Raw genomic sequence first — 20,511 nt, forward strand, 5'->3', positions numbered from 1 at the left:
ATTGAAGTTCAAGCTGTGTTGTCATAAATCCAGTCTCTGTTTAGCTCATTACCCAGATGCCGCCAGCCAATATGGAAAGAACCGTGATAAACGTTTGATAGACGACGTCCATAATCAGATTACCAATACTATCTCCGTCTGCCTTGCGATTCTTAATCATGACATAAGTATGTGACCATAGACCACTTAAACCATATATGTACATCGTAACCAACACACCAACCCAAAAATTCCCTTGAAACCAGATTGCCATAATCCCCATAACACCAAGTCCAACTTGCGAAAAGCCGTACTTGACCTGAAACGGTCCGCCCGGCCAACCCAACATCTTGGCTGTTTGATCTGCTCTGGCGATGTTAACCACGTAACCAATAACACCTACAAGTCCAAATGTAACTACAAACTGATGAAGCAATAACACTCTGCTAATCTCGCTCATTTCTCCCGGGAAACCGAGCATCCAAAGATGAACTGCTCCTGAAATAAGCCCAAATAACCATAGAACCAAAAACCACATTGCTGTTTCACTCCCGCCAATTTGTTATTTTGGAATCATTTGTAACTAAATGAATTAATTTGTAGATATCCACATTATATAATCGCTTTTACATTTGTCAATTCATACATAATTTTCAAGTTTGTCGAAGTTTTTTACATATCCCTTCTCTTATGTGCAATCCTATACTTCAAACTAGTTCTAAATAACTTGAATTCTTTGGTACTAAAATACCATTTTTACATACATTCACATAAAAAATGTTTCTTTTTTAACACTCCTTAAGAACCACAACTCATTTATTGGACAATTAAAAAAACTTAACAACCAATGGTCGAATAATTTTATCCATATATTCGGATTATATTAGTCAGTTATTACGCAACAAAAAAATTGACAACCCCTAATTATGTAACTATTATAGTTACATAGATAAACCTTTCCGTTTCACACATCCACAGTTGCTCCTTGGAAGCTGTACAACCACAACCTCCATAGGGCCGCTGTACATACACGATTGTTAGACAATAAGCTGCCAACGAGGCGAATGTTGCAAATTACATTTTAGGAGGAAACACAAATGAAATTGTTAGTTACAGGTGCTACAGGCAAACTCGGTTCACTGGTCGTAGAAGCGCTGTTGAAAACGAATGCTGCCGCAAATTTGGCTGTTAGTGTGCGTTCACCAGAAAAAGCAGAAGCTTTGCGCTCCCAAGGTGTAGACGTTCGTAAAGGGGATTTCGATCAGCCAGAAACGCTGGAGAAAGCTTTCGCTGGGGTAGATCGGTTACTACTGATCTCCACAGACGGGGATAACGAGACACGTATTCGTCAACATCAGGCTGCCGTTCAAGCCGCCAAAAAAGCCGGCGTTGGTTACATCGCTTATACAAGTGTTGTCCATGCAGAACATAACCCGCTCTCTCTCGCTGAAGTACACCGCAAGACAGAACAAGCGATTCAGGATTCTGGCATTCCATATACCTTCCTGCGTAACAACTGGTACCTTGAAAATGAAGCAGGTAGTGTACAAGCCGTAACACATGGCGCTCCTTGGGTACATGCTACGAATGACAGCCTGGTTGGCTGGGCTACCCGCCGTGATTACGCCGAAGCAGCTGCTACCGTACTTGCAAGCGAAGGACACGAGAACAAGGTTTACGAATTATCTGGCAAACTGCGCACACAGGCTGAGCTTGCTGCCATTGCAGGCGAAGTACTCGGACAGGAAATCAACGTACAGAATGTGGACGATGCGGCTTACGCGGACATCATGAAAGGCGCAGGTTTACCTGACTTTGTTGTATCGATGTTAGTTGAAATGCAGGGTGCAATCCGCCAAGGTGCGCTTGCTGTTGAGAGTGATACGTTAGAAACATTGCTTGGTCGCCCAGCCCAACCGCTAAGTGAAGGGATCAAAGCTATTTTGGGTAAGTAATCCGTCACGATGTGATTTTTGATCGATAATATAGGAATCTAAAAAGGGTTGTTCCATACGTCAACAATGACGACGGGAACAACCCTTTTTTTCTTGTTTTAAGATATGCTTCAAACGAAGCTTGCGCACGCGTCCATCTAACTACCCGCTGGATCTTCCTGATTAATATAACGTGCAGGAATAACATCAGCCAGCCATATATTTTCAATGCCGTGGTAAAAGAGAATGCCATCACGTTCTGCCTGCCCGGCCTGAACACACAAAATGACAGGATGATCATCCCGTCGTTTACCTACTTGACGTGCCGTGTTTCTATCAGCCGACAAATGTACATACTGCCGCTGCCGAGGCTGAAGACCATGCTCCATAATAGAAGCAACCGCATGTCCGGGTGTACCGTGGTACAACCATTCCGGAGGCTGAGTAGCTATCTTAGATATTTTTTGCGGAGTGGAATGACCATAAAGTGCGCGAATACGATTAGCATTGATCTCGTGCCGTTTTTTCTCCGAATCTGCAATCATCTGTTCCAGATCCTTTTCTGTAACCTCACGCCACTGAGGACTTTCGTGCAGAGCAATGAGCAATTGCGGAATATCTACCCATCCCTCTTCATCCAATTCAAGCTCGTATTCCCAAGGGGCATGTCGCAATGCATAGGAGAGCTCTTTGCTTAATTTCATGTAGTCCATCATTCTAATCTCCCTTATCTATCCTTGTTGCTGTACTGCCGCCAAAATCTCTCGAATGTTACTTGCCAGCGCCTCGTGATCCTCCTGCGCAAATTGAACATGTCCGTTAATACCGCGATGAATAATCGTATTCATCACTGGATGAACCTCATCATTGGATGCAACACGAATCAGATCGTCAGCAAAATCAACCGCCTGTTGTTCGCTATAGTTAAACGGCTTGATCAGCATCCGAATACTCAGCGCATGAGCCTGAGGTTCGGCTAATTGATCACGATGAGTAATGCTGTATACTGCGCCAAAACCAAAAGCGGCAAGCACTTGACGTTGCAGTTCTGTCGTTTCTGCGAGTGGTGTGCCAATTAGTTCGCAGACCTGATCGACCATCTGCTCCAGTTCATGGGCTGCTGCTGCCAAAATAACATCATTCTTATCATCCTTGTTCATAAAATCATTCATATCCATATTCTCCGTTCTATCCTTTATTCCGTGTAACGTTTCTGCTGAGCTATATTCGAATTATCTTTTCCATGTTGGGGAAGGCAGATGTTTGAAAGCCTCTTGATGGATACCCGCACGATTCAGTGCTTTTCGCAAGCGAGTAGCAACTTCCCTAAAATAAACTTCAGGTACCCGATCCCCTGCAAGCTGCTTCAATAGATAATCATTTTCCAGACCTTGATACAGTGGATGCAAATCTTCGACTAATATTTTCTTCATATCTTCACTCGTAATACTAGCCGTCATGCTACATTCATTGACGAGGGTCTGCAATGTATCTTCTACAGCCAGCTTGTCATAGGACGGGTGAGATACGAGATACTGCAAATCATACAGATCCTTGAATCTGGGCCTCACAATCGTCTGATGCAGCTTCCAAGCCACTTGAGTAGACAGCGGAACCGTGTATGGTACTACAAAAGATTCTCCCCGTAACGTCTGATAGTTTAACGGGACAGGCTCCGCATCCAGCTTCAGGTTGAATGAAACGTCGAGAAAGAGCTCGTCCTCATATCGATCTCCTTCACTGGATTCACTTTGAATAGCATAGGCAATATCTGTATTCACTGTCGGAAAGTCCTCGTCCATTGCGTAGTCAATTTCACGCCAGAAAGGGTTCTCCCTAAAACTGCGAAAATGGATTCCATCATTCAGATCAAGTTCAGTCACCTGAATCATCCAATCCGTAAAAATCTGCTTGGCCTGATCCGCATGTTCAATCGTACCCTTATACAAAAAGTCGATATCCTCAGCATAGCGCAGACTTGGATTCTCCAAGTACTGTCTCGTTAACAGGCTGCCTTTTAAAATAAAGGATGAATCGACCATCACCGCCCGTTTCAATAGGGCTTCCAAAACAACAATCAGTCTCTCATCTTCATTGAAACGATGCATAGGTATCTCATTCCCCGTCACAACTCTTCCCCCTCTCTTCACCTTAAACAAATAAGACCGCCTCAATCAAATTCAATCAAATCCAGCCCCGATCCAACTCTTCCCGGCTATCATATATACACAGCTCATATTGTTGCTTGATCAGTTCAATTTGATTGCTTTGCAAAATGTTATGAATTTCCTTGACGCTACGATAAAAATGATCTGCATGCTCATACTCACGCACAGTTACAAACCTTATACTGCCATTCTTATGGAGCGAATTACGGGAGATATGCCCCTCTGTCCCCGCACATATATGCTTCAGCCTATTCACATCTTCGACTTGAACCTTACCATGCCACTCAAAATAAGGTCTGGACTGAGGCACCATCGGTTGTTTGAAAAACCGTTCCTCCTTAGCCGGTATCTCTACTTTTGTACGTACCACAGTGAACCCGTTATTCCTAAATGTTATTGAAATCTCTTCAATGACACGCTGTACATCCTGAAAATCCTCGCTATGGACCATGCCCGTAATCATGGGTTGATGGATGTGCTCTCCCTGATCGAGTTCGATCAGGACCGGTTTTACGTTCTCTTCTTCACAGATACGGATAAAAGTTTGCTTTTCTTGCTGGCTGAGGTCACTCAGGGTAACATGAAATTCAAATTCCATTCGTTCACAACCCTCTTTCCAACGTGCTTATACTAGATTAACTCTACCTTTATTATAGTAAAACCCAAAATAGTAAAAAAACCAAATCTTCTCCGCAGATAGAGTCGATTTGGTCTCCTTTAAACACCACAGCTATACGCAACACAGTCTTACTCCAATTTCATTGAAACTCACCACGGTCAGGCCGTCTCATGCTGCTTCTTTGGCTCCGGCTCGTACACCTGTGTATGCTCGTTCTCTTCCAGCATCCACTCCACCGTACCTGGTTTGCGCACCTTCCACAGCAAAGCTTGAACACGCAGCGATCTTCTTACCCAGGACAGCGAGGTGCAACGTTTCTCCGAACGAACTACAAGTCCCCAATGAATCACTCGAGCAAGCCATGGGTTCACATATTCATTATGTTTACGCACCGATGGCAGTTCATCCTGAAACAGGCGCTGCTTCACATCCATAGGTGGCTGTCCACAGGTCCAATAATGCAGCAAGGCAGACAGACTATAGATATCCGACATCGGCCCCTGAATCGATTTCTCAGAATAAAATTCAAGCGGCGAATACCCTTTTGAAGTAAAAATGGCTTGCTTTGCCCCGGTCTGCATCGGCCAACGAACGGCTGAACCAAAATCCAGTAATTTGGGCGTGCCATCCTCCATCACCATTACATTGGAAGGTTTAACATCCCGGTGAAGAATACCTTTTTTATGGATATAATCGATCGTATCCACCAGTGGCAGCAGCGTATCAGTGATAAAATCGGCCTGCAATGCGTGGTTACGCTCTTGTAAATAATCGGTAAGGATCATGCCTGTACAATATTCAGTGACCAGATACCCGGTATCATTGGCCTCAAAGTGATCCACATATGTAATAATGTGAGGATGATTAAGTGAAGACAACAGCTCGCCCTCCTGAAGAAATGCAGAGAGCAATTCGTGAAATTGTCCACCATATCCTCGGGATGCACAGAATACACTGCGTTTGTCCGTCTGACGTGCAGCAATCCGATGTGGGAAAAATTCCTTTATGGCTACCTTGGCCCCTGTCTGCCGATTCCGACCAACATATACAATAGCCAATTCACTGCTGGTCAGAACCTGTCTTACCTGATATGTATCATTCAAAATGACATTACGTTGCAATGCCATATTCCAGTTATCTTTTCTCATACCAAACCTCTTTTCAACCTTGTCGATCGGAAGACTTGCCGCATAATTATAGTTGTGTAATTGATCCTCAGACACCTCCGAAAAGAGTGCAATTGGATAGCAGTTCATCGCTAACCATCTATATAAACCAAACACTACCTTTTGAAACATTGGCTTTGCGGAAAGTGCATATTTGTTCAAGCTTCCGTTTTCAATACATAGATGTGTACATACTCTTCTATACATAGTATCGACAGAAGGGGCAGTTTCGTTAATCCATTCGTCAAAATGCGAACTGCCCCACGTCCCCAAACGATTTGTGTCGTTGTATTACCTTCAATCATATTGCTTTCAAAAATGGTATTACTGCTAGTAATGCTTGCTTAAAAACTGCTGAATTTCCTCATTCATCTCACTGAGCACATCCTGAGAAGGGAAATGTCCCGTATCATATTTGATCGCCTGTACATTCGGAATAATTTTCTGAGCACGGTCAATACACTTATCTCCTGGGAAAAAGACATCCTTCTCACCCACCAGAAGTAATGTAGGCGAGGTATAATTTTCAAGTTCTTCTCGCTCTGCGAGTTTGGGCAAATCCTGCTCCAGACTGACATATTTGAATATTTTGCCGATCAGATTTTTATCCGCTTCCTTCATACAATGGCATGACAGATTATCCGTGATCTTTTGCAAAGAAGCTGGCGAAGAAGTCATCCGATACTTGACGAGTGGAAGTGTAATATCATGAGCAGTTTTCATTCTGGAATTGACAGCAAGACCCGCAGGAGCCACCAACACCGAGCACGCAATGCGTTCCGGAATATAAGTAGCCAGTCTGAGAATAATACCACCGCCAAAAGAAGGTCCGATGAATGCACTTTGTTCAATGTTGTAATGATCCAGCAGATCGGATACCCACAAGGCCAAGCTGTCAAAACGTGCCGAAATGCTCGTTTCCTCGCTATAGCCAGGATGCCCGATCGTATCCGGTGCAATGATGCGATAGGATTGAAATAACGATGAGAACCAGGACAGTGTCATCGGATTCACACAATTGCCGCCCTGAAGAATAAATAATGGCTTGCCGTCTTCAGGCCCGGTCAACAACACATGTGTTTTTCCAAAACGTGTCTCCACGTACTCTCTTGTAAATCCTTCACCCAGCTCACTCAAATAAATTTCGTACTCTTCCAGAATACTGCTCTTTCCTTCTTCACTTCTATAAATGGAACTCATGTCTGCCTCCTGCAATGTATACTCATCTCACCTATTACAGTGATCAAGACCGGGACTTTCCCGGGCTAAAAATATAAGGAGGGCCTGTTGGATGACAGGCTCCTCCATATGTGCGACTAATCATATGCTGATGATTATAGAATGGAAAATGGAAATTGTAAATATCGATTCTAATAGACAAGCTCAAGGCTTTCATTTTGGAGTTAAAATATATCACTTTCGGCCGTAATCTGCCTTAATCTCCCCCCACTGTTTCGTTTGCCATTTCAGCACTTTATTGGTGTACGTATTCGTGCGAAGCCACTGCTCTGCCCGATCAATCATCAGCCAGATTTCTTCAGTCGAATGGTCACGCGGCAGGGTTGTAGCAACCTTTTTTTGTTTCAGCCACTTCATCGCATTCACGGAATCGGTATAGACCGTTTTGTTGCTACCTTCTTTTTGGAGGTAAGCCAGTGCATGCACGATGGCGAGAAATTCACCCAGATTGTTCGTGCCTTTCGAGATCGGCCCCACGGAAAAAAGCACTTCGCCTGATCGCGTGTCGACTCCTTTATACTCAACAGGCCCCGGATTGCCGCGTGTTCCCACATCCACAGAGATGCTGTCATAATCAATTTCCTCCGATGTTTCCATTCCGGCGCTTCTACTGCTGCTGCCCGTTTTGAACTTGGAAGTACCGCCAGTTCCGCCAGCACTTGATCCCCAGTTCCCTTTCCATCCAGCACGGTATGCCGTTTCGGCGGCTTCCCTGGATTCATACGATTTATATTTGGCTCCGGCATATTGATCCGTTTGTGCTTTGCACGCAGCCCAAGTGTTATATACGCCTGGTTGCTTTCCTTCCCATACCACGTAATATTTTTGTTTTGCCATGTGTAACCGCTCCTTTGTTCACTGCGTCAATACCCTATTGTAAACGATCAAGCGTTTAAAGTGAAAGTTTGTTATTTCTTGATTCTGCAAACGGAGAAATAACCAGAGTGGACGAATTTGGTATATTCCCCCCCACATCAGAACAGTCTAATAGCTAGAATGCATACTAGAACAGAAAGGATGTTAACTATGGACTGGATCTGGAAATCCGTATTGCTTGTTCTTATTGGCATGATCCTGCTTAGAATCGCTGGTCGCAAGTCCATCTCACAGATGAGTGTTGCAACAACCGTTATTATGATTTCCATCGGAACTACCATTGTACAGCCGATTGCTAACCATGAGCTAGGTAAAGCGATTGGCTCTGCAGCGGTGTTTATTGCAACATTGCTCGTTGTAGAGCAATTACAAATCAAATTCAACATGTTTGAACGTTTAATGAGTGGCCGCTCCAAAGTCGTTGTAGAGAATGGGAAAGTCATCATCCCAAATCTGAAACGCATGCGTTACACAATGGATCAACTGGAGATGCATTTAAGGCAGGAGGGAATCCAAAGTGTAGCGGATTTACAGACAGCAACCGTTGAACCCAACGGGCAGCTCGGTTACATTTTGAAACGTCACGCCCGTCCCGTGACCGTTGGAGATCTGGAAGAGATTTTGCGCAGCTACAGTCTTACTCGCATATCTACCGCTAATCAACAGCAAGAGGATAATAACAGCCAGCCCACCAAGGCGAGCACGAATTCTACAAACATTTTCGAAGAGGTCAGCAAAGGTAAGCACACCCACCCCATTAATCCCAAACTTCAATAAGTGCACTGACAACAATAAATAAAAATAATCATAGACCATTCCAGAGAGTCATGTTTTGCTCGAAATAGGGAGGTCTATTTTCATTTAAATCTTGACAATAGTTTGATATCAAATTATATTGCGAGTATGAAAACAAGAGATGCAGTTTCACTTATATCCAAAATTAAAGAGAAAACCGCTCGTTTTATTCTGAACGAAATGGCAGCACAGGGGATCAACGATCTCGCTACTTCTCATGGAGATATCATCTACACGCTCTACAACCATCAGCGGTTAACCATGGCGGAGATTGCGAGGAACATTCGCAAAGATAAATCCACAGTAACTGCACTGGTAGACAAGCTCGTACGAACCGGATACGTTGCCAAAGAGCGAGATGAAGCCGATTCCCGTATCGTTCATGTAGCGTTAACTGCCAAAGGCGAAGCGTTAAAACCGATTTTCGAGGATATTTCGCAGCGACTGTTGGATACCTTTTATGCAAATGTTACAGACGATGAGAAACAAGAATTGCTTCGTATTTTGATCAAAATTCATGACAACTTTTAATTTTTTTTGGATAAATAGTTTGATATCAAACTAATTTTTAAGGAGGATTTATATGATAGATTACACACAATATTTACCCGAACATGAGGTAGAGCGAATTGGTAAACATGAACTTCACGTTGAAGTATACAGGGGAAATCAAGGATCAGGCACAACAACGATGAGCACACATCCTCCGCTGTTATTGGTTCACGGCGCATACACAGGCAGTTGGATGTGGAGTAAGTATATCCTCCATTTGGTCGAGCAAGGATGGACTTGTTATGCAATGAATCTCAGAAGTCATTATAGAAGTCGGGTAATGGACATGACTCAAATTACGGTGGAGGATTATTTGGAGGATATCCAAGAGGTGCTGTCTCTGCTTGATACCCCTCCTGTGCTGGTGGGCTTCAGCATGGGCGGCATACTCAGCCAAAAGATTGCGGAAACCGCTAACCTGGCAGGTTTAATTATTATCGACACCAGTATCAGCCAAGAAGTTCATGATGCCCTCCCTTACCCCTTGAGTGCTCGAATAGAACCAGGACTGATCATGCCAGCACCTGTACGTGAAGAGAACGAAACGATCGATGAAACCGCAGAGGATATCGCTTTTCAACGACACTATCTGCAAATGGAATCGGCAAAAGCATTTCGAACTTTCTCCGCACTCTGCGGGGCAAAAGGCATATCCATTGACGGGAGCCTGATTACTTGTCCCAGTCTGGTGATTAAAGCTGTGTTGTCCGAGGACGAAGAACAAAGAGGCCAGCTAACCGCGAAGCAACTAGGAGCCAGTTATGCCGGGCTTTGGGATACAACACATACAGGTTTGCTTGTGGGTCAGCGATATAAGGAAGCCGTAGATGTGATTCTGAAGTGGCTTGATTCCAATTACTCAGATGATAAAACGGGATGAAAGAAAAGAGCAACCTCCTCGGAGATTGCTCTTCTCTCTTTCCTTAATTCCTCATTCCCTTAACTCTTTAATTCGTTAATTCTTTAATCGTTATTCGTTACTCGTTATCCCTTATCTCCTACCAGTTTATCTGCTTTAAATAAAAGGTCGATTTCCCCTTACTGCTTTGCTCTTTTCTTGATCATATAAATAACTGAGACGATCAGGAACCACACGGGTGTTACAAACAACGCCACTCTTGTATCCTCTGCAAGCGCCAATACAACGATTACAAAGGCCAGGAATGCCAGTATGAATATATTTGAAAAAGGATAGAGCGGCAGTCTGAACCGACTTTGACGTGCCAGGTCAGGCTGAGTACGCTTATATCGCAGATGACAAATCACCATGATTCCCCAGACAAATATAAAACATACCGTTGACACACTGGTAATCAGTGTAAAAACTCCTTCGGGCATGATATAGTTCAGCACAATCGCGATAAAGATCACAATGGTGGAGAAAAAAAGTGCATTGGCTGGAACCTTCCGTTTATTTACACGCGCAAACGAAGCAGGGGCGTTCTGATCTTTCGCCATGGAATATATCATACGGCTTGTACTGAAAATCGCACTGTTACATGCGGATGCCGCGGAGGTCAGCACTACGAAATTCACCACACCAGCCGCCGCCGCAATACCCACTGCCGCAAATACCTGTACAAACGGGCTTTCGGTCGGCACAATCGCACTCCATGGATAAATACTCATAATAATGAACAAAGCACCTACGTAGAAAAGTAGTACCCGAATGGGAATCTGATTAATAGCTTTTGGAATGACCTTTTCGGGATTTTCCGTCTCTCCTGCGGTCAATCCGACGAGTTCCATCCCCACAAACGCAAACACAACCATCTGAAATGAGATGATGAAACCATGCATCCCATTCGGAAACCAGCCCCCGTGGCTCCAGAGGTTCGTGAAGCTTGCAGCACCCTGATCCGTTGTAAAACCTGTAAAGATCATATACAAACCAACCACGATAAGCGCCAAAATAGCGATAACTTTAATCAAGGCAAACCAAAACTCCATCTCTCCAAACAGCTTGACCGTAGCCAGATTCATCCCCAGCAAAATGACCAAGGCAATCAGTCCCGGCATCCATTGAGGTACGTTCGGAAACCAGAACTGCGTGTATAAACCAACAGCAGTAATATCCGCCATCGCGATGGATATCCAGCAGAACCAATAAGTCCAGCCCGTAATAAACGCCGCCATATTTCCCAGGTAATCACGCACGAAATCCACAAAGGAGTGATACTGCAGATTGCTCAGTAACAACTCTCCAAGTGCTCTCATAATGAGGAATAATACGATACCTGTAACGATATATGCGAGCAGGATCGATGGGCCGGTGAGTTGAATCGTTTTGCCCGCTCCGAGAAACAACCCGGTTCCGATCGCCCCTCCAATCGCCATCAACTGCACATGCCTGTTCTTGAGTCCTCTTGTCAACGTTTCTTCCTGCATGGTACACCACCACTCTCTTTCTGCGCATGCTCTCTGTGATGCAAAATAATATACCATCTAATATATAATAATCTACGCGGAATACCTATCATTACTTTTCATCAATGGATATGGGAAAAAGATCCTCTTTTAAATATCTTTTAAGGATTGCCTTTGAATCGAATAACTACTGTCAATGAATGTGACTTCATTTCCTTCTTTATCCGTTTTATAATTATTATTGTAGGACTGCCTAGTTCACGCAGATGCATTAGAATTTCATTTGGTATACCTCTCGCGCTCAGAAGAATTGCACATCAACGATACAAAGGAGTTTTGATATGAAAAACAAAATCCCTTTTGGTCTAATCACCTTAACTATTGCAATCGGCGGGTTTCTCGTAAGCCGATTTGGCCATGACACTTTTATGTTAATTTATTCAGTTATTGGAATTTCAATCATCCTAGGAAGTTATTACATTCTCTCTAAAAAAAGAGTATGATCTCCATGGTGAATTCTCACTTCAACTAAAAAGCAACCATAAAAGGGCCGCCTCTCACAACGAAAGGCCGCCCTCCTGAATCATAAACACATACATGTTTAGTTCACATCTATTTTTGCTTATAGAACTCATGGTACAGCTTCATCAACGCCCGCTTCTCAATCCGCGAAACATAACTGCGTGAAATGCCAAGCTCCTTGGCAATCTCGCGCTGAGTGCGCTCTTCTCCGCCAGCCTCCAGGCCAAAGCGGCCAATGACGACTTCTTTCTCCCGATCATCCAAAATGTCGAGATTGCGATAAATTTTACTTTTTTCAATCTTTAATTGTACACGATCTACCACATCATCCGCTTCGGTGCCGAGGATATCAATGAGTGTAATTTCATTTCCTTCTTTATCCGTCCCAATGGGGTCATGCAGGGATACGTCTTTGCGTGTTTTTTTCAGGGAACGCAGATGCATCAGGATTTCGTTTTCAATACATCTCGCCGCAAATGTAGCCAGCTTTGTGCCTTTGCCTTGCTGAAAACTTTCAATGGCTTTAATCAAACCAATCGTTCCAATGGAAATCAGGTCCTCCTGATCTTCGCCGGTATTATCAAACTTCTTGACGATATGCGCCACAAGGCGCAGATTGTGTTCAATAAGCAGATTACGCGAGTGGGCGTTACCTTCAGCCATGAGGCGCAGATGTTTGGCTTCGTCATCCTCAGCAAGCGGCTGAGGAAACGCATTGTTTTTGACATATGAAACGAGTAACGTTAATTCTTTGATGAACAGGGCTATTGCGGTAAACAATCCGGGCACAGATGACACCTCCTGCAGTTTTACAACGATCTGGCCTGAGCACATAAGGGAACAGGGTCGATCTATTGTATGTGGGCAGGGGCCTAGAAGTGCACGTACCATTCAATCTGTATCAAAATAAACATGTTACACACTCACCGTAACAATTGAACCCACCCTCTCGAGCAACAAAAACTCTTTCTCCACACTCTCAATAAAATATGTTCTCTCTCCAAACAGAACCACATCATGCTGTACCAGCGGAACTTCACTTTTAAAATAGATAACATTATCCGTTTCCCGAAATGCCCCTTTATAATAAAACATTGTAATGGGTTCCTCCTCTTTTACGAAACTACCTATGTACGTTTCATCTAATACTATACTATTTACCCTTCTGATTTGAATTCGCTTCACCGAGAAAAATACATAAAGCCTCAGGCACTGTATAATACAAGCCTGAGGCTGATGTTCATCTGAACGCTCCCTCTTAACACTACCCTCTTCTTAGAGAACCGTGTGGATGGAACTTTGAGATGATTACTTTTGGATGGAAGTTGGTGAACTATTTATTTAAAAATGCGTTGGGAGAACTGATACAGGCCACTGTTCCAAACCTTTGGCTCATGTCCGCCGACATCCTGATACCAAATATGTGGAACATTCATACTGCTGAGGCCATTTTTGAAGTTCTGGCTCACCCACAACAGGCCATCATTTCCTCCACAAGAAATCCAGAGCAATTTCAGTTTGCTGGCCGCCTGTCCAGGGTTCGTGATCAATTGGTTCACAGGCTTCGTATTCGGTGCTGCCGAGAAGGCACCTACATAAGCGAACGTATCCAGATTCTTCAATCCAAAGTTGAGAGATTGTCCGCCGCCCATGGACAGGCCAGCTAATGCACGATTGTTCTTGTCCTTATACACGGGATAGTTTCTCTCAATGTGAGGGATGAGATCCTTGAGCAAATCTTGCTCAAACCGTTCGAACGCGGCGACCTTATCCGGTGCATAAATATCCCCTACCGGGCGGTCATCCTTCATTGCACGGCCATTCGGCATAACTACGATCATCTGGGACAGTTTGCCTTCCGAATACAGGTTGTCCAGGATGTTCTTCGGTTTCATCGCGTTAGCCCACTCGTGCTCATCCCCGCCAATACCATGCAGAAGGTATAACACACTATACTTTTTATTAGGTGAATATCCAGGCGGCGTGTATACCATCGCTTTCCGTGCATTGCCAACCGTCGTTGAATTATAGGTAATGAGGTTCATATTCCCATGCGGAATGTTATTCCGATAGCCATCATACCCCGCTGGTGCCGGTATAACCGGTGTTGAATTCAAAGTATTGTTTACCTCATTGTTGGAAGCATTGGTGGATTCATATGCAGTGTTCTGAGCAGAAATTTCGCTAGATTCCGTGGCAGACGCCATCGTTGGAGCAAGCATAGCAACAACCATAGAAAGACTTAAAAGGATAGAAATACGTTTCTTCATTCACTTTTCTCCTCTCAATTGGGTTAATCACAAGCAACACCTCTGTCATGAAAGCCCTTACAAATAAATCCACCACCTCCCTTCCATCATAAACATTACGATTCAAAACACATTGAACATCGTAGATTTAACTCTATTGTCTCGCGAAAATTACTTATATAGTATATTTAAACTTATTTATCCATTTTTTGCAACTATATTCGACACTTACATCTACGAAATCCATCTTTATCTAACAAAGAGGAATTCTTTCTTCTATCTTTCTAACAAAGTCACATGGATAAAATGTAAATTACTGTTGTTAAATTGAATATTTTACCTTATTATAAACTCAAACAAGGAGGTGTCTATACCAAATTACAATATTTTCTCGTTTTTCCGCTCTACAGGCATTTAATTCACCAAGTCAGGCGGCATGATTAATTGTTCTGCAAACCAACTTTTCTTGGGAGGGAAATGATTGTGAACAAACTTCGCTCATCTATTCAAAAGACATGGGCCTCATTTTTGGTTTTCACGTTATTGCTGCCTTTACTTGTCGGTCTTTGGCCTACCAACGCCTACTCTGCTTCTAACAACGAGGGAAAACTATACATAACAGCCGACAATGAATTCTCGCTTTTTGTGAACGGTAAACAAGCAGGTAAAGGGGATGACTGGACCAAAGCCTATACGTTCCCTGTCCCCATTCAACCTGGCACCAATGTTATTGCGGTTCAAGCCAAGGACTGGGGTTCGTATGCCGGACTGCTGGCAGATCTCAGTTATGAAGATGAAAATCTGGTTACTGACTTCAACTGGAAAGTATCCGAACGATACGTTGAGGGATGGGAACAACCAAGATTCGATGATACATCCTGGGCGCGCGCTTCAGATTTTGGACGTTATGGCATTGATCCATGGAAACAAATTCAAGGCATGCCGGAAGAGACAAGTGCACGTTGGATCTGGGCAGGCAAAACAAATGTGGATGCCCCGATTGCGGAAGCTTATTTCCGCATTACATTTACCATTTCGGAAGACGGCCTGGGTGTCAGTAATCCGATTACATCCTCAGGCCAGTTTGAACAGGTGGATTATCAATTAAAGCCAACGCAACCTATGCCATCTTCCATGGTAAAAAAACTACCTGTAGTCAATTCTGTCTTCGAGACAGTGGAAGATAAAGGTTCAATCGAATTGAATTCACGAGAAGCCGCTCAGATTGGAAACCTGCTTTCACCGGGTCAGATTTTCCTCGATGAGTCCTCTGCCCGTGCAATCAAAGTCGCGAGCACCAGCAAAAGTAGAGATGGCTTACTGGTAGATTACACCACGCCTGGTGTAGATGAACTGTTTGATTATTATGATATTCCTGAGCAGGAAGTCTCTTTGGAAGAGCGAAATATTGTCATGCCTGACCTGGACATGGTGCTGGAAAGCAATGAGCGGCTTGGTGCTTTGTCTGTATCCGATGAGCAGATCGATGTGGATCAAGAGATCAAACATTTCAACATCGACAACACACTTCAGCAAGATGCGGACCTCTCGAATCCAGATATTCTTGCCGATGATGCCTTCACAACTAACGATCCTATGGGATTTGGTGAAATTACATCCGAGCAGAGCGATGAAACTTCGATCCATGACAATAACGAAACCTTAAATAATCAGGGGGAAGAAGCTACCACAGACTTGAATCAAGCAAATTCCGCAGACATCACTGATGCAAACGCCATCGATATGAATGAGCTTATTCGCACCGCTGGAGCAGGTGATTTTGCCACTTGTAAAAAATCGGGTAACGAGTTTGTCTGTGATTTCAAAAAAGTGCTTGTGAATCAACAAAATTCAAACGGCAACAAGGTTTTTGTTGAAGCAGGCGGCAAGCTTACCTTAATCGCACCCAAGGTAACAGGAAAATACGGCTTCTGGGGAAAATATGATCTGAAATTCACTGCAGGTGAGAAAGCGAACGTCTATATTAAAGGCGACGCCAAATTCAAAAAAGAAGTCAAAGTACCCATCATGGGCTTCAACATCGGTGCAGGCAGTCTGGGCTCCGTATCCGTTGGCGTTTTCCTGGTCATCGGGATTGATGGCAATGTCACATTTGAATTCCAGGTGGATCAGGGGTATACCGTCACGCTAGGTGTCAAAGGTAAAACACGGGCCTATATTCCTGTACAAATCAAGCCTTACAGCAATGTGAGCCGTTATCTTACCGTCACACATAAAATTGAAGGACAAGTTACGGCTTGGGCAGGTGCCAAAGCTGAAGTGAGTTTGAAAATTGCAGGCAAGAAAATATTAGAGGTCAGTGTGTTCGCAGGCATTGAGGCCACAGGAAAGTGGACAAGCAGCAACAGTGTGCCAAGCACCATGTCCCTTACCATTGATGCGCTCGTGAAGGGGGAAGGAGCTGTATTTAATAAATCCTTCAAACTCTTTGAGCTACGCTGGAATCTCGTAAGACTGGTGAAAAATCCTACCAATCCGGGAACCGGTCAGAACCTTGCGAGAAATGCAACCATAACCGCCTCCTCAACCTATCCGGGGTACTCAACAGCCCGAATCAATGACGGCGACCGTAACACGGCACTTGGGGAAAGTTATAGCTGGGCAAATAATCGTAATTCCTCATTGCCGCAATACGTCATTCTTGATCTGCCTGCATCCAGTTCCATTCAGCGGATCGATCTATATACAACCAAGGGTTATGTCCTTGCCAACTACGACCTGCAATACTGGAATGGTTCAAGCTGGGTAAACCTGGTTCAAGTCACAGGCAATCAGGAGACGACACGATCACATACTTTTGCAGCAGTAAACACCTCTAAGGTACGTGTCGTTGCTAGCAGAGGGCCTTCACATCAGCCAACCTATGTTCGAATTAACGAGCTTGAGATCTATTAAAATAATGCAGAGCAAAAAACCTCAGTTTTCTTGTTTCCAACAAGAAGCTGAGGTTTTCTTCATTATCATTAGTCTATAATTTGTAATTTAATGTACCGATGCGGGATGAATGCCCTCTGCCCCTTCTGGCGAAGACTTCTTATCTTGCCTGAACAAGCTGAATAACAGCCCAATCAAGCCAAGCGCCGCAATTACTGCTGCATAGATCGGTACCGAGATCAGCCCCGTATGCGTAATGGCAAATCCGCCGAGATAAGCACCGGCCGCATTCCCCAGGTTAAACGCAGAGTGACTGGATGTCGTCGCCAGCAGCGGGGCTTCACGCGTCATATTCATAATGCGAAGCTGAAGTCCTGGCATAATGCCGAAGGCCGCGACACCCCAGAGGAAGATCGTAATTACGGCCAACACCGGATTGTGCAGTGTCAGTGTTAATGCAGCAAGCAATACCGCAAGAATGCCAAAGTTTACAATAAGCGAAGGCATGAGCTTCCAGTCCGCCAGACGTCCGCCAAGCATATTGCCAAGCGTAACACCGAAGCCAAACAGTACCAGAATCCAGGTTACACTCTGCTCCGCAAAGCCGCTAATATCCACAAGCATTGGTGTAATGTAGGTGAAAACGGCAAACAAACTTCCGCAACCCAACGCTCCGATGAGCAGCACAAGCAATACCTGTGGGCGGATCAGATTGCGGAACTGTTGTCCCAGGTTAGCTGGTGTACCTTGCGGAATAACCGGGATAAAACGAATAATTCCGAGCAGTGAAACGATACCCAGAATGGTAATCGCGCCAAAAGAAGATCGCCAGCCAAGTTGCTGACCGATAAACGTACCAAACGGTACACCAATAATATTGGCGATGGTTAGTCCGGCAAGCACAACCGACACCGCGCCAGCCCGTCGATCTGGTGTGACAAGTTTGGTAGCCATAATTGAACCTACGCCGAGGAACGTGCCATGTGCAAATGCCGTCAGAATACGTGCCGAGATGAGCAGCCCATACGTAGGCGCGATGACAGACAAGGCGTTACCTACTATGAAAATGCACATCAGCAGCACCAGCAGTTTTTTCTGCGGAATCTTATGTGTGAATACCGTTAGAATGGGTGCACCTACGGCTACGCCTAGTGCATATCCGGTAATTAATTGTCCTGCCTGCGGAATGCTTACGTTTAGATCCATTGCCACATTAGGCAGCAAACCCATAATGATAAATTCAGTCATGCCAATAGCAAATGCCCCAATCGTCAAACATAACAGCGATAAGGGGAACGGTTTTCTTTTTCCAGATGCCGGGGCCTGTGATGTACTCGCGGATTCTTTCCGTTCATCTGTTGAATCGTCTCGTGAATGTTCTGTCCTGCTCATGATGTGTTCTCTGCTCCTATCCTTCATATGTCTATAGTTTTATCTTGGGCGTGTCTTGAAACCTACTGAAGTGCATCTTGTACCCCTTTTTCGCCCTCTGCTACGTCACTTCCCCTTGATGTGCACCGGCACGCCTGCGGGAAATTTCCTTACTTGGAACGAAAATTCGGCAACATCTGTTTTCTTCACAGTTTTCAGACAGACCCTGATCTGCTCGAAGTTGCTTCTGTTTCTTTTCTACTTGAACTCCTAATTCTCTCTCGCGGTATCTCCTGCTGCTTTTAACCATAACGCCTCATTTAATTGATCAAACGTATCTCTCATCGCCAGCTTGTCCTGCCAATGTGAGGGAATCGCACTGCGTCCGTAATACGCACCTGCAATCTGTCCATAGATCGCACCGGTTGTATCCGCATCATCTCCCAGATTAACCGCAAGCAGTACACCCTCCGCGAAGCTGGATGACTTGTTAAACGCCCAAAGCGCGGCTTCCAGAGAACGTACCACATACCCACTGCCTTGAATCTCCGGCGGTTCTTTGCGTTGATATGATCCCATAACCACATCTTCAATAGCAGGTGAAAAAAATGCTCTATTCTCCGCACGCCAGTGCCTCATCGTCTTTGGAGATAACATCGCGGCCTTGTCCATTCCATGGATTCCGGCCACAAGAAGAGCGGCCAGCACTTCACAAGCCTCTACACTTTCCGTTGCGGCATGTGTTGTCCGTGAACTCAGCCCTGCGTAATGAACGGCCTCCTCCGGTTGAGACGCGTAAGCCATGGCAACTGGAGCCAGTCTCATGATGGAGCCATTGCCTGCTGTCATCGGGTCAGTTGATCCGCTGTAAGGCTCCCCAGTTCGAGCAAATCGTTCCAGTGCACTTCGTGTTGCTCCGCCAATATCAAAGCAGTTCCCTGTACTGCTCATATATCCTACTCTGTACCAGTTCGTATACCTGCGCATCTGATCACCCGGATCAAAGTCTGGCTGACGTACCAGACTTTCCGCCAGACAAAGGGCCATGGATGTATCGTCTGTCCACTCTCCCGCTTTTAATCCAAACACTCCGCCGCCTACCATATCCGTAACAGGTTCAAAAGTGCCCGGACTGCTGAATTCAACCGTTGTTCCCAGTGCATCACCCACTGCAAGCCCGACCAAACAACCTTCAAAACGATCTCTTTGCAGCATGTTCTCTTCCTCCTTCACATCACTTATACAACAGGCAAGTCATAGCCTCATTGTAATTCCTCAATTAAATTTACGAACCCCATTCTTTCATACCAACTTAACAAGCTCATTCTCTTATTTTCCCACATGCGCTGATCTGACGTAAAGCAAATTAAACAAAGCATGCTGATTCATTTCTTCCATTATAAACGTGTCGAAAGCTGTTGAATGGTCAAATCCGATTCATTTTCAACAATTTTTATTATTTTTTTTGTATTGAAAAAACAGTTCATCCAGTACACCGCTTACATGCAAAGGGGTTAACGGTTTGCAAGATCTTTTATTTTCTGAAAACGAGTCATGAATACGAAAACTTTCAATGTAAACAATCATGACACACTTGACCCTATTCTTCGTCCTGTGTTACGGTTTTATTAGATTAAACGCATATTTTTTCCCAAATTAATATTCTACACCCGCTTTTCGCGTTAACTAATATCCCGCGGTTTAATGAATGTATGGGTTTGAATTTGCAGAAAAATTTCGCAATTCAAATGTTTTGTTTTCAACCCAAAAAACAAATTC

19 protein-coding genes are annotated in these 20,511 nt (G+C 44.4%); 5 read left to right on the forward strand and 14 right to left on the reverse strand.

The genetic code is table 11. The features are described 5' to 3' along the window. Positions 1-40: 40 nt before the first annotated feature. Positions 41-517 (reverse strand): DUF6790 family protein, encoded by a 477-nt coding sequence (locus AC1VYS_RS20540; protein ID WP_441929341.1) that lies wholly within the window; start codon positions 515-517, stop codon positions 41-43. Between the two features lie 559 nt (positions 518-1,076). Between AC1VYS_RS20540 and AC1VYS_RS20545 the strand changes: the two genes are divergently transcribed. Continuing rightward, the gene (locus AC1VYS_RS20545; protein ID WP_482911227.1) at positions 1,077-1,934 is read left to right on the forward strand and encodes an SDR family oxidoreductase; all 858 of its coding nucleotides are present in this window, start codon (positions 1,077-1,079) and stop codon (positions 1,932-1,934) included. 137 nt (positions 1,935-2,071) lie between these two features. On the opposite strand, the gene AC1VYS_RS20550 is transcribed toward AC1VYS_RS20545, so the two are convergent. The 7 genes from AC1VYS_RS20550 to rnhA all read right to left on the reverse strand — a co-directional run bounded on the left by AC1VYS_RS20550 (position 2,072) and on the right by rnhA (position 7,942). Next, positions 2,072-2,626, reverse strand: coding sequence for an RNA 2'-phosphotransferase (locus tag AC1VYS_RS20550; protein WP_482911228.1), 555 nt, complete (start codon positions 2,624-2,626; stop codon positions 2,072-2,074). 18 nt (positions 2,627-2,644) lie between these two features. Further along, on the reverse strand, positions 2,645-3,085 hold the full coding sequence (gene imm48, locus AC1VYS_RS20555; RefSeq protein WP_482911229.1) for an Imm48 family immunity protein: 441 nt from the start codon (positions 3,083-3,085) through the stop codon (positions 2,645-2,647). A 60-nt stretch (positions 3,086-3,145) separates the two neighbouring features. Further along, positions 3,146-4,021, reverse strand: a complete 876-nt coding sequence (locus tag AC1VYS_RS20560; RefSeq protein WP_482934404.1) for a nucleotidyl transferase AbiEii/AbiGii toxin family protein — start codon at positions 4,019-4,021, stop codon at positions 3,146-3,148. A 76-nt stretch (positions 4,022-4,097) separates the two neighbouring features. Continuing rightward, complete coding sequence (locus AC1VYS_RS20565) at positions 4,098-4,679, reverse strand: hypothetical protein (protein WP_482911231.1); 582 nt, start codon at positions 4,677-4,679, stop codon at positions 4,098-4,100. 179 nt (positions 4,680-4,858) lie between these two features. After that, positions 4,859-5,956 (reverse strand): serine/threonine-protein kinase, encoded by a 1,098-nt coding sequence (locus AC1VYS_RS20570; protein ID WP_482911232.1) that lies wholly within the window; start codon positions 5,954-5,956, stop codon positions 4,859-4,861. Between the two features lie 240 nt (positions 5,957-6,196). After that, positions 6,197-7,066, reverse strand: coding sequence for an alpha/beta fold hydrolase (locus AC1VYS_RS20575; protein WP_482911234.1), 870 nt, complete (start codon positions 7,064-7,066; stop codon positions 6,197-6,199). Positions 7,067-7,279: 213 nt separating this feature from the next. Further along, on the reverse strand, positions 7,280-7,942 hold the full coding sequence (rnhA, locus tag AC1VYS_RS20580) for a ribonuclease H (protein WP_482911235.1): 663 nt from the start codon (positions 7,940-7,942) through the stop codon (positions 7,280-7,282). 189 nt (positions 7,943-8,131) lie between these two features. Here rnhA and AC1VYS_RS20585 point away from each other — a divergent pair, with 189 nt between their 5' ends. The 3 genes from AC1VYS_RS20585 to AC1VYS_RS20595 all read left to right on the forward strand — a co-directional run bounded on the left by AC1VYS_RS20585 (position 8,132) and on the right by AC1VYS_RS20595 (position 10,208). After that, a complete protein-coding gene (locus tag AC1VYS_RS20585; protein WP_482911236.1) occupies positions 8,132-8,758 on the forward strand; it encodes a DUF421 domain-containing protein in 627 nt (208 codons plus the stop codon). A 102-nt stretch (positions 8,759-8,860) separates the two neighbouring features. After that, complete coding sequence (locus AC1VYS_RS20590) at positions 8,861-9,307, forward strand: MarR family winged helix-turn-helix transcriptional regulator (protein WP_482934405.1); 447 nt, start codon at positions 8,861-8,863, stop codon at positions 9,305-9,307. 52 nt (positions 9,308-9,359) lie between these two features. Next, on the forward strand, positions 9,360-10,208 hold the full coding sequence (locus AC1VYS_RS20595; protein WP_482911238.1) for an alpha/beta hydrolase: 849 nt from the start codon (positions 9,360-9,362) through the stop codon (positions 10,206-10,208). 158 nt (positions 10,209-10,366) lie between these two features. On the opposite strand, the gene AC1VYS_RS20600 is transcribed toward AC1VYS_RS20595, so the two are convergent. The 4 genes from AC1VYS_RS20600 to AC1VYS_RS20615 all read right to left on the reverse strand — a co-directional run bounded on the left by AC1VYS_RS20600 (position 10,367) and on the right by AC1VYS_RS20615 (position 14,262). Beyond that, positions 10,367-11,716, reverse strand: coding sequence for an amino acid permease (locus tag AC1VYS_RS20600; protein ID WP_482911239.1), 1,350 nt, complete (start codon positions 11,714-11,716; stop codon positions 10,367-10,369). Positions 11,717-12,307: 591 nt separating this feature from the next. Next, positions 12,308-13,006, reverse strand: coding sequence for an RNA polymerase sporulation sigma factor SigK (sigK, locus tag AC1VYS_RS20605; protein WP_090915017.1), 699 nt, complete (start codon positions 13,004-13,006; stop codon positions 12,308-12,310). 126 nt (positions 13,007-13,132) lie between these two features. Next, positions 13,133-13,312: a hypothetical protein gene (locus AC1VYS_RS20610; protein WP_482911240.1), complete on the reverse strand. Its 180-nt coding sequence runs from the start codon at positions 13,310-13,312 to the stop codon at positions 13,133-13,135. A 242-nt stretch (positions 13,313-13,554) separates the two neighbouring features. Next, positions 13,555-14,262 carry an alpha/beta hydrolase gene (locus tag AC1VYS_RS20615; protein WP_482915078.1) on the reverse strand — a complete coding sequence of 236 codons (708 nt, stop codon included), beginning with the start codon at positions 14,260-14,262 and terminating at the stop codon, positions 13,555-13,557. 687 nt (positions 14,263-14,949) lie between these two features. Here AC1VYS_RS20615 and AC1VYS_RS20620 point away from each other — a divergent pair. Beyond that, the gene (locus tag AC1VYS_RS20620) at positions 14,950-17,382 is read left to right on the forward strand and encodes a galactose-binding domain-containing protein (protein ID WP_482911241.1); all 2,433 of its coding nucleotides are present in this window, start codon (positions 14,950-14,952) and stop codon (positions 17,380-17,382) included. A gap of 87 nt (positions 17,383-17,469) precedes the next feature. Here AC1VYS_RS20620 and AC1VYS_RS20625 read toward each other — a convergent pair whose 3' ends face one another. Both AC1VYS_RS20625 and AC1VYS_RS20630 read right to left on the reverse strand, forming a co-directional pair. Beyond that, the gene (locus tag AC1VYS_RS20625; protein WP_482911242.1) at positions 17,470-18,753 is read right to left on the reverse strand and encodes an MFS transporter; all 1,284 of its coding nucleotides are present in this window, start codon (positions 18,751-18,753) and stop codon (positions 17,470-17,472) included. Positions 18,754-19,002: 249 nt separating this feature from the next. Then, positions 19,003-19,947, reverse strand: a complete 945-nt coding sequence (locus AC1VYS_RS20630; protein ID WP_482911243.1) for an ADP-ribosylglycohydrolase family protein — start codon at positions 19,945-19,947, stop codon at positions 19,003-19,005. Between the last annotated feature and the right edge of the window lie 564 nt (positions 19,948-20,511).

The organism is Paenibacillus sp. G34, from assembly GCF_056856875.1.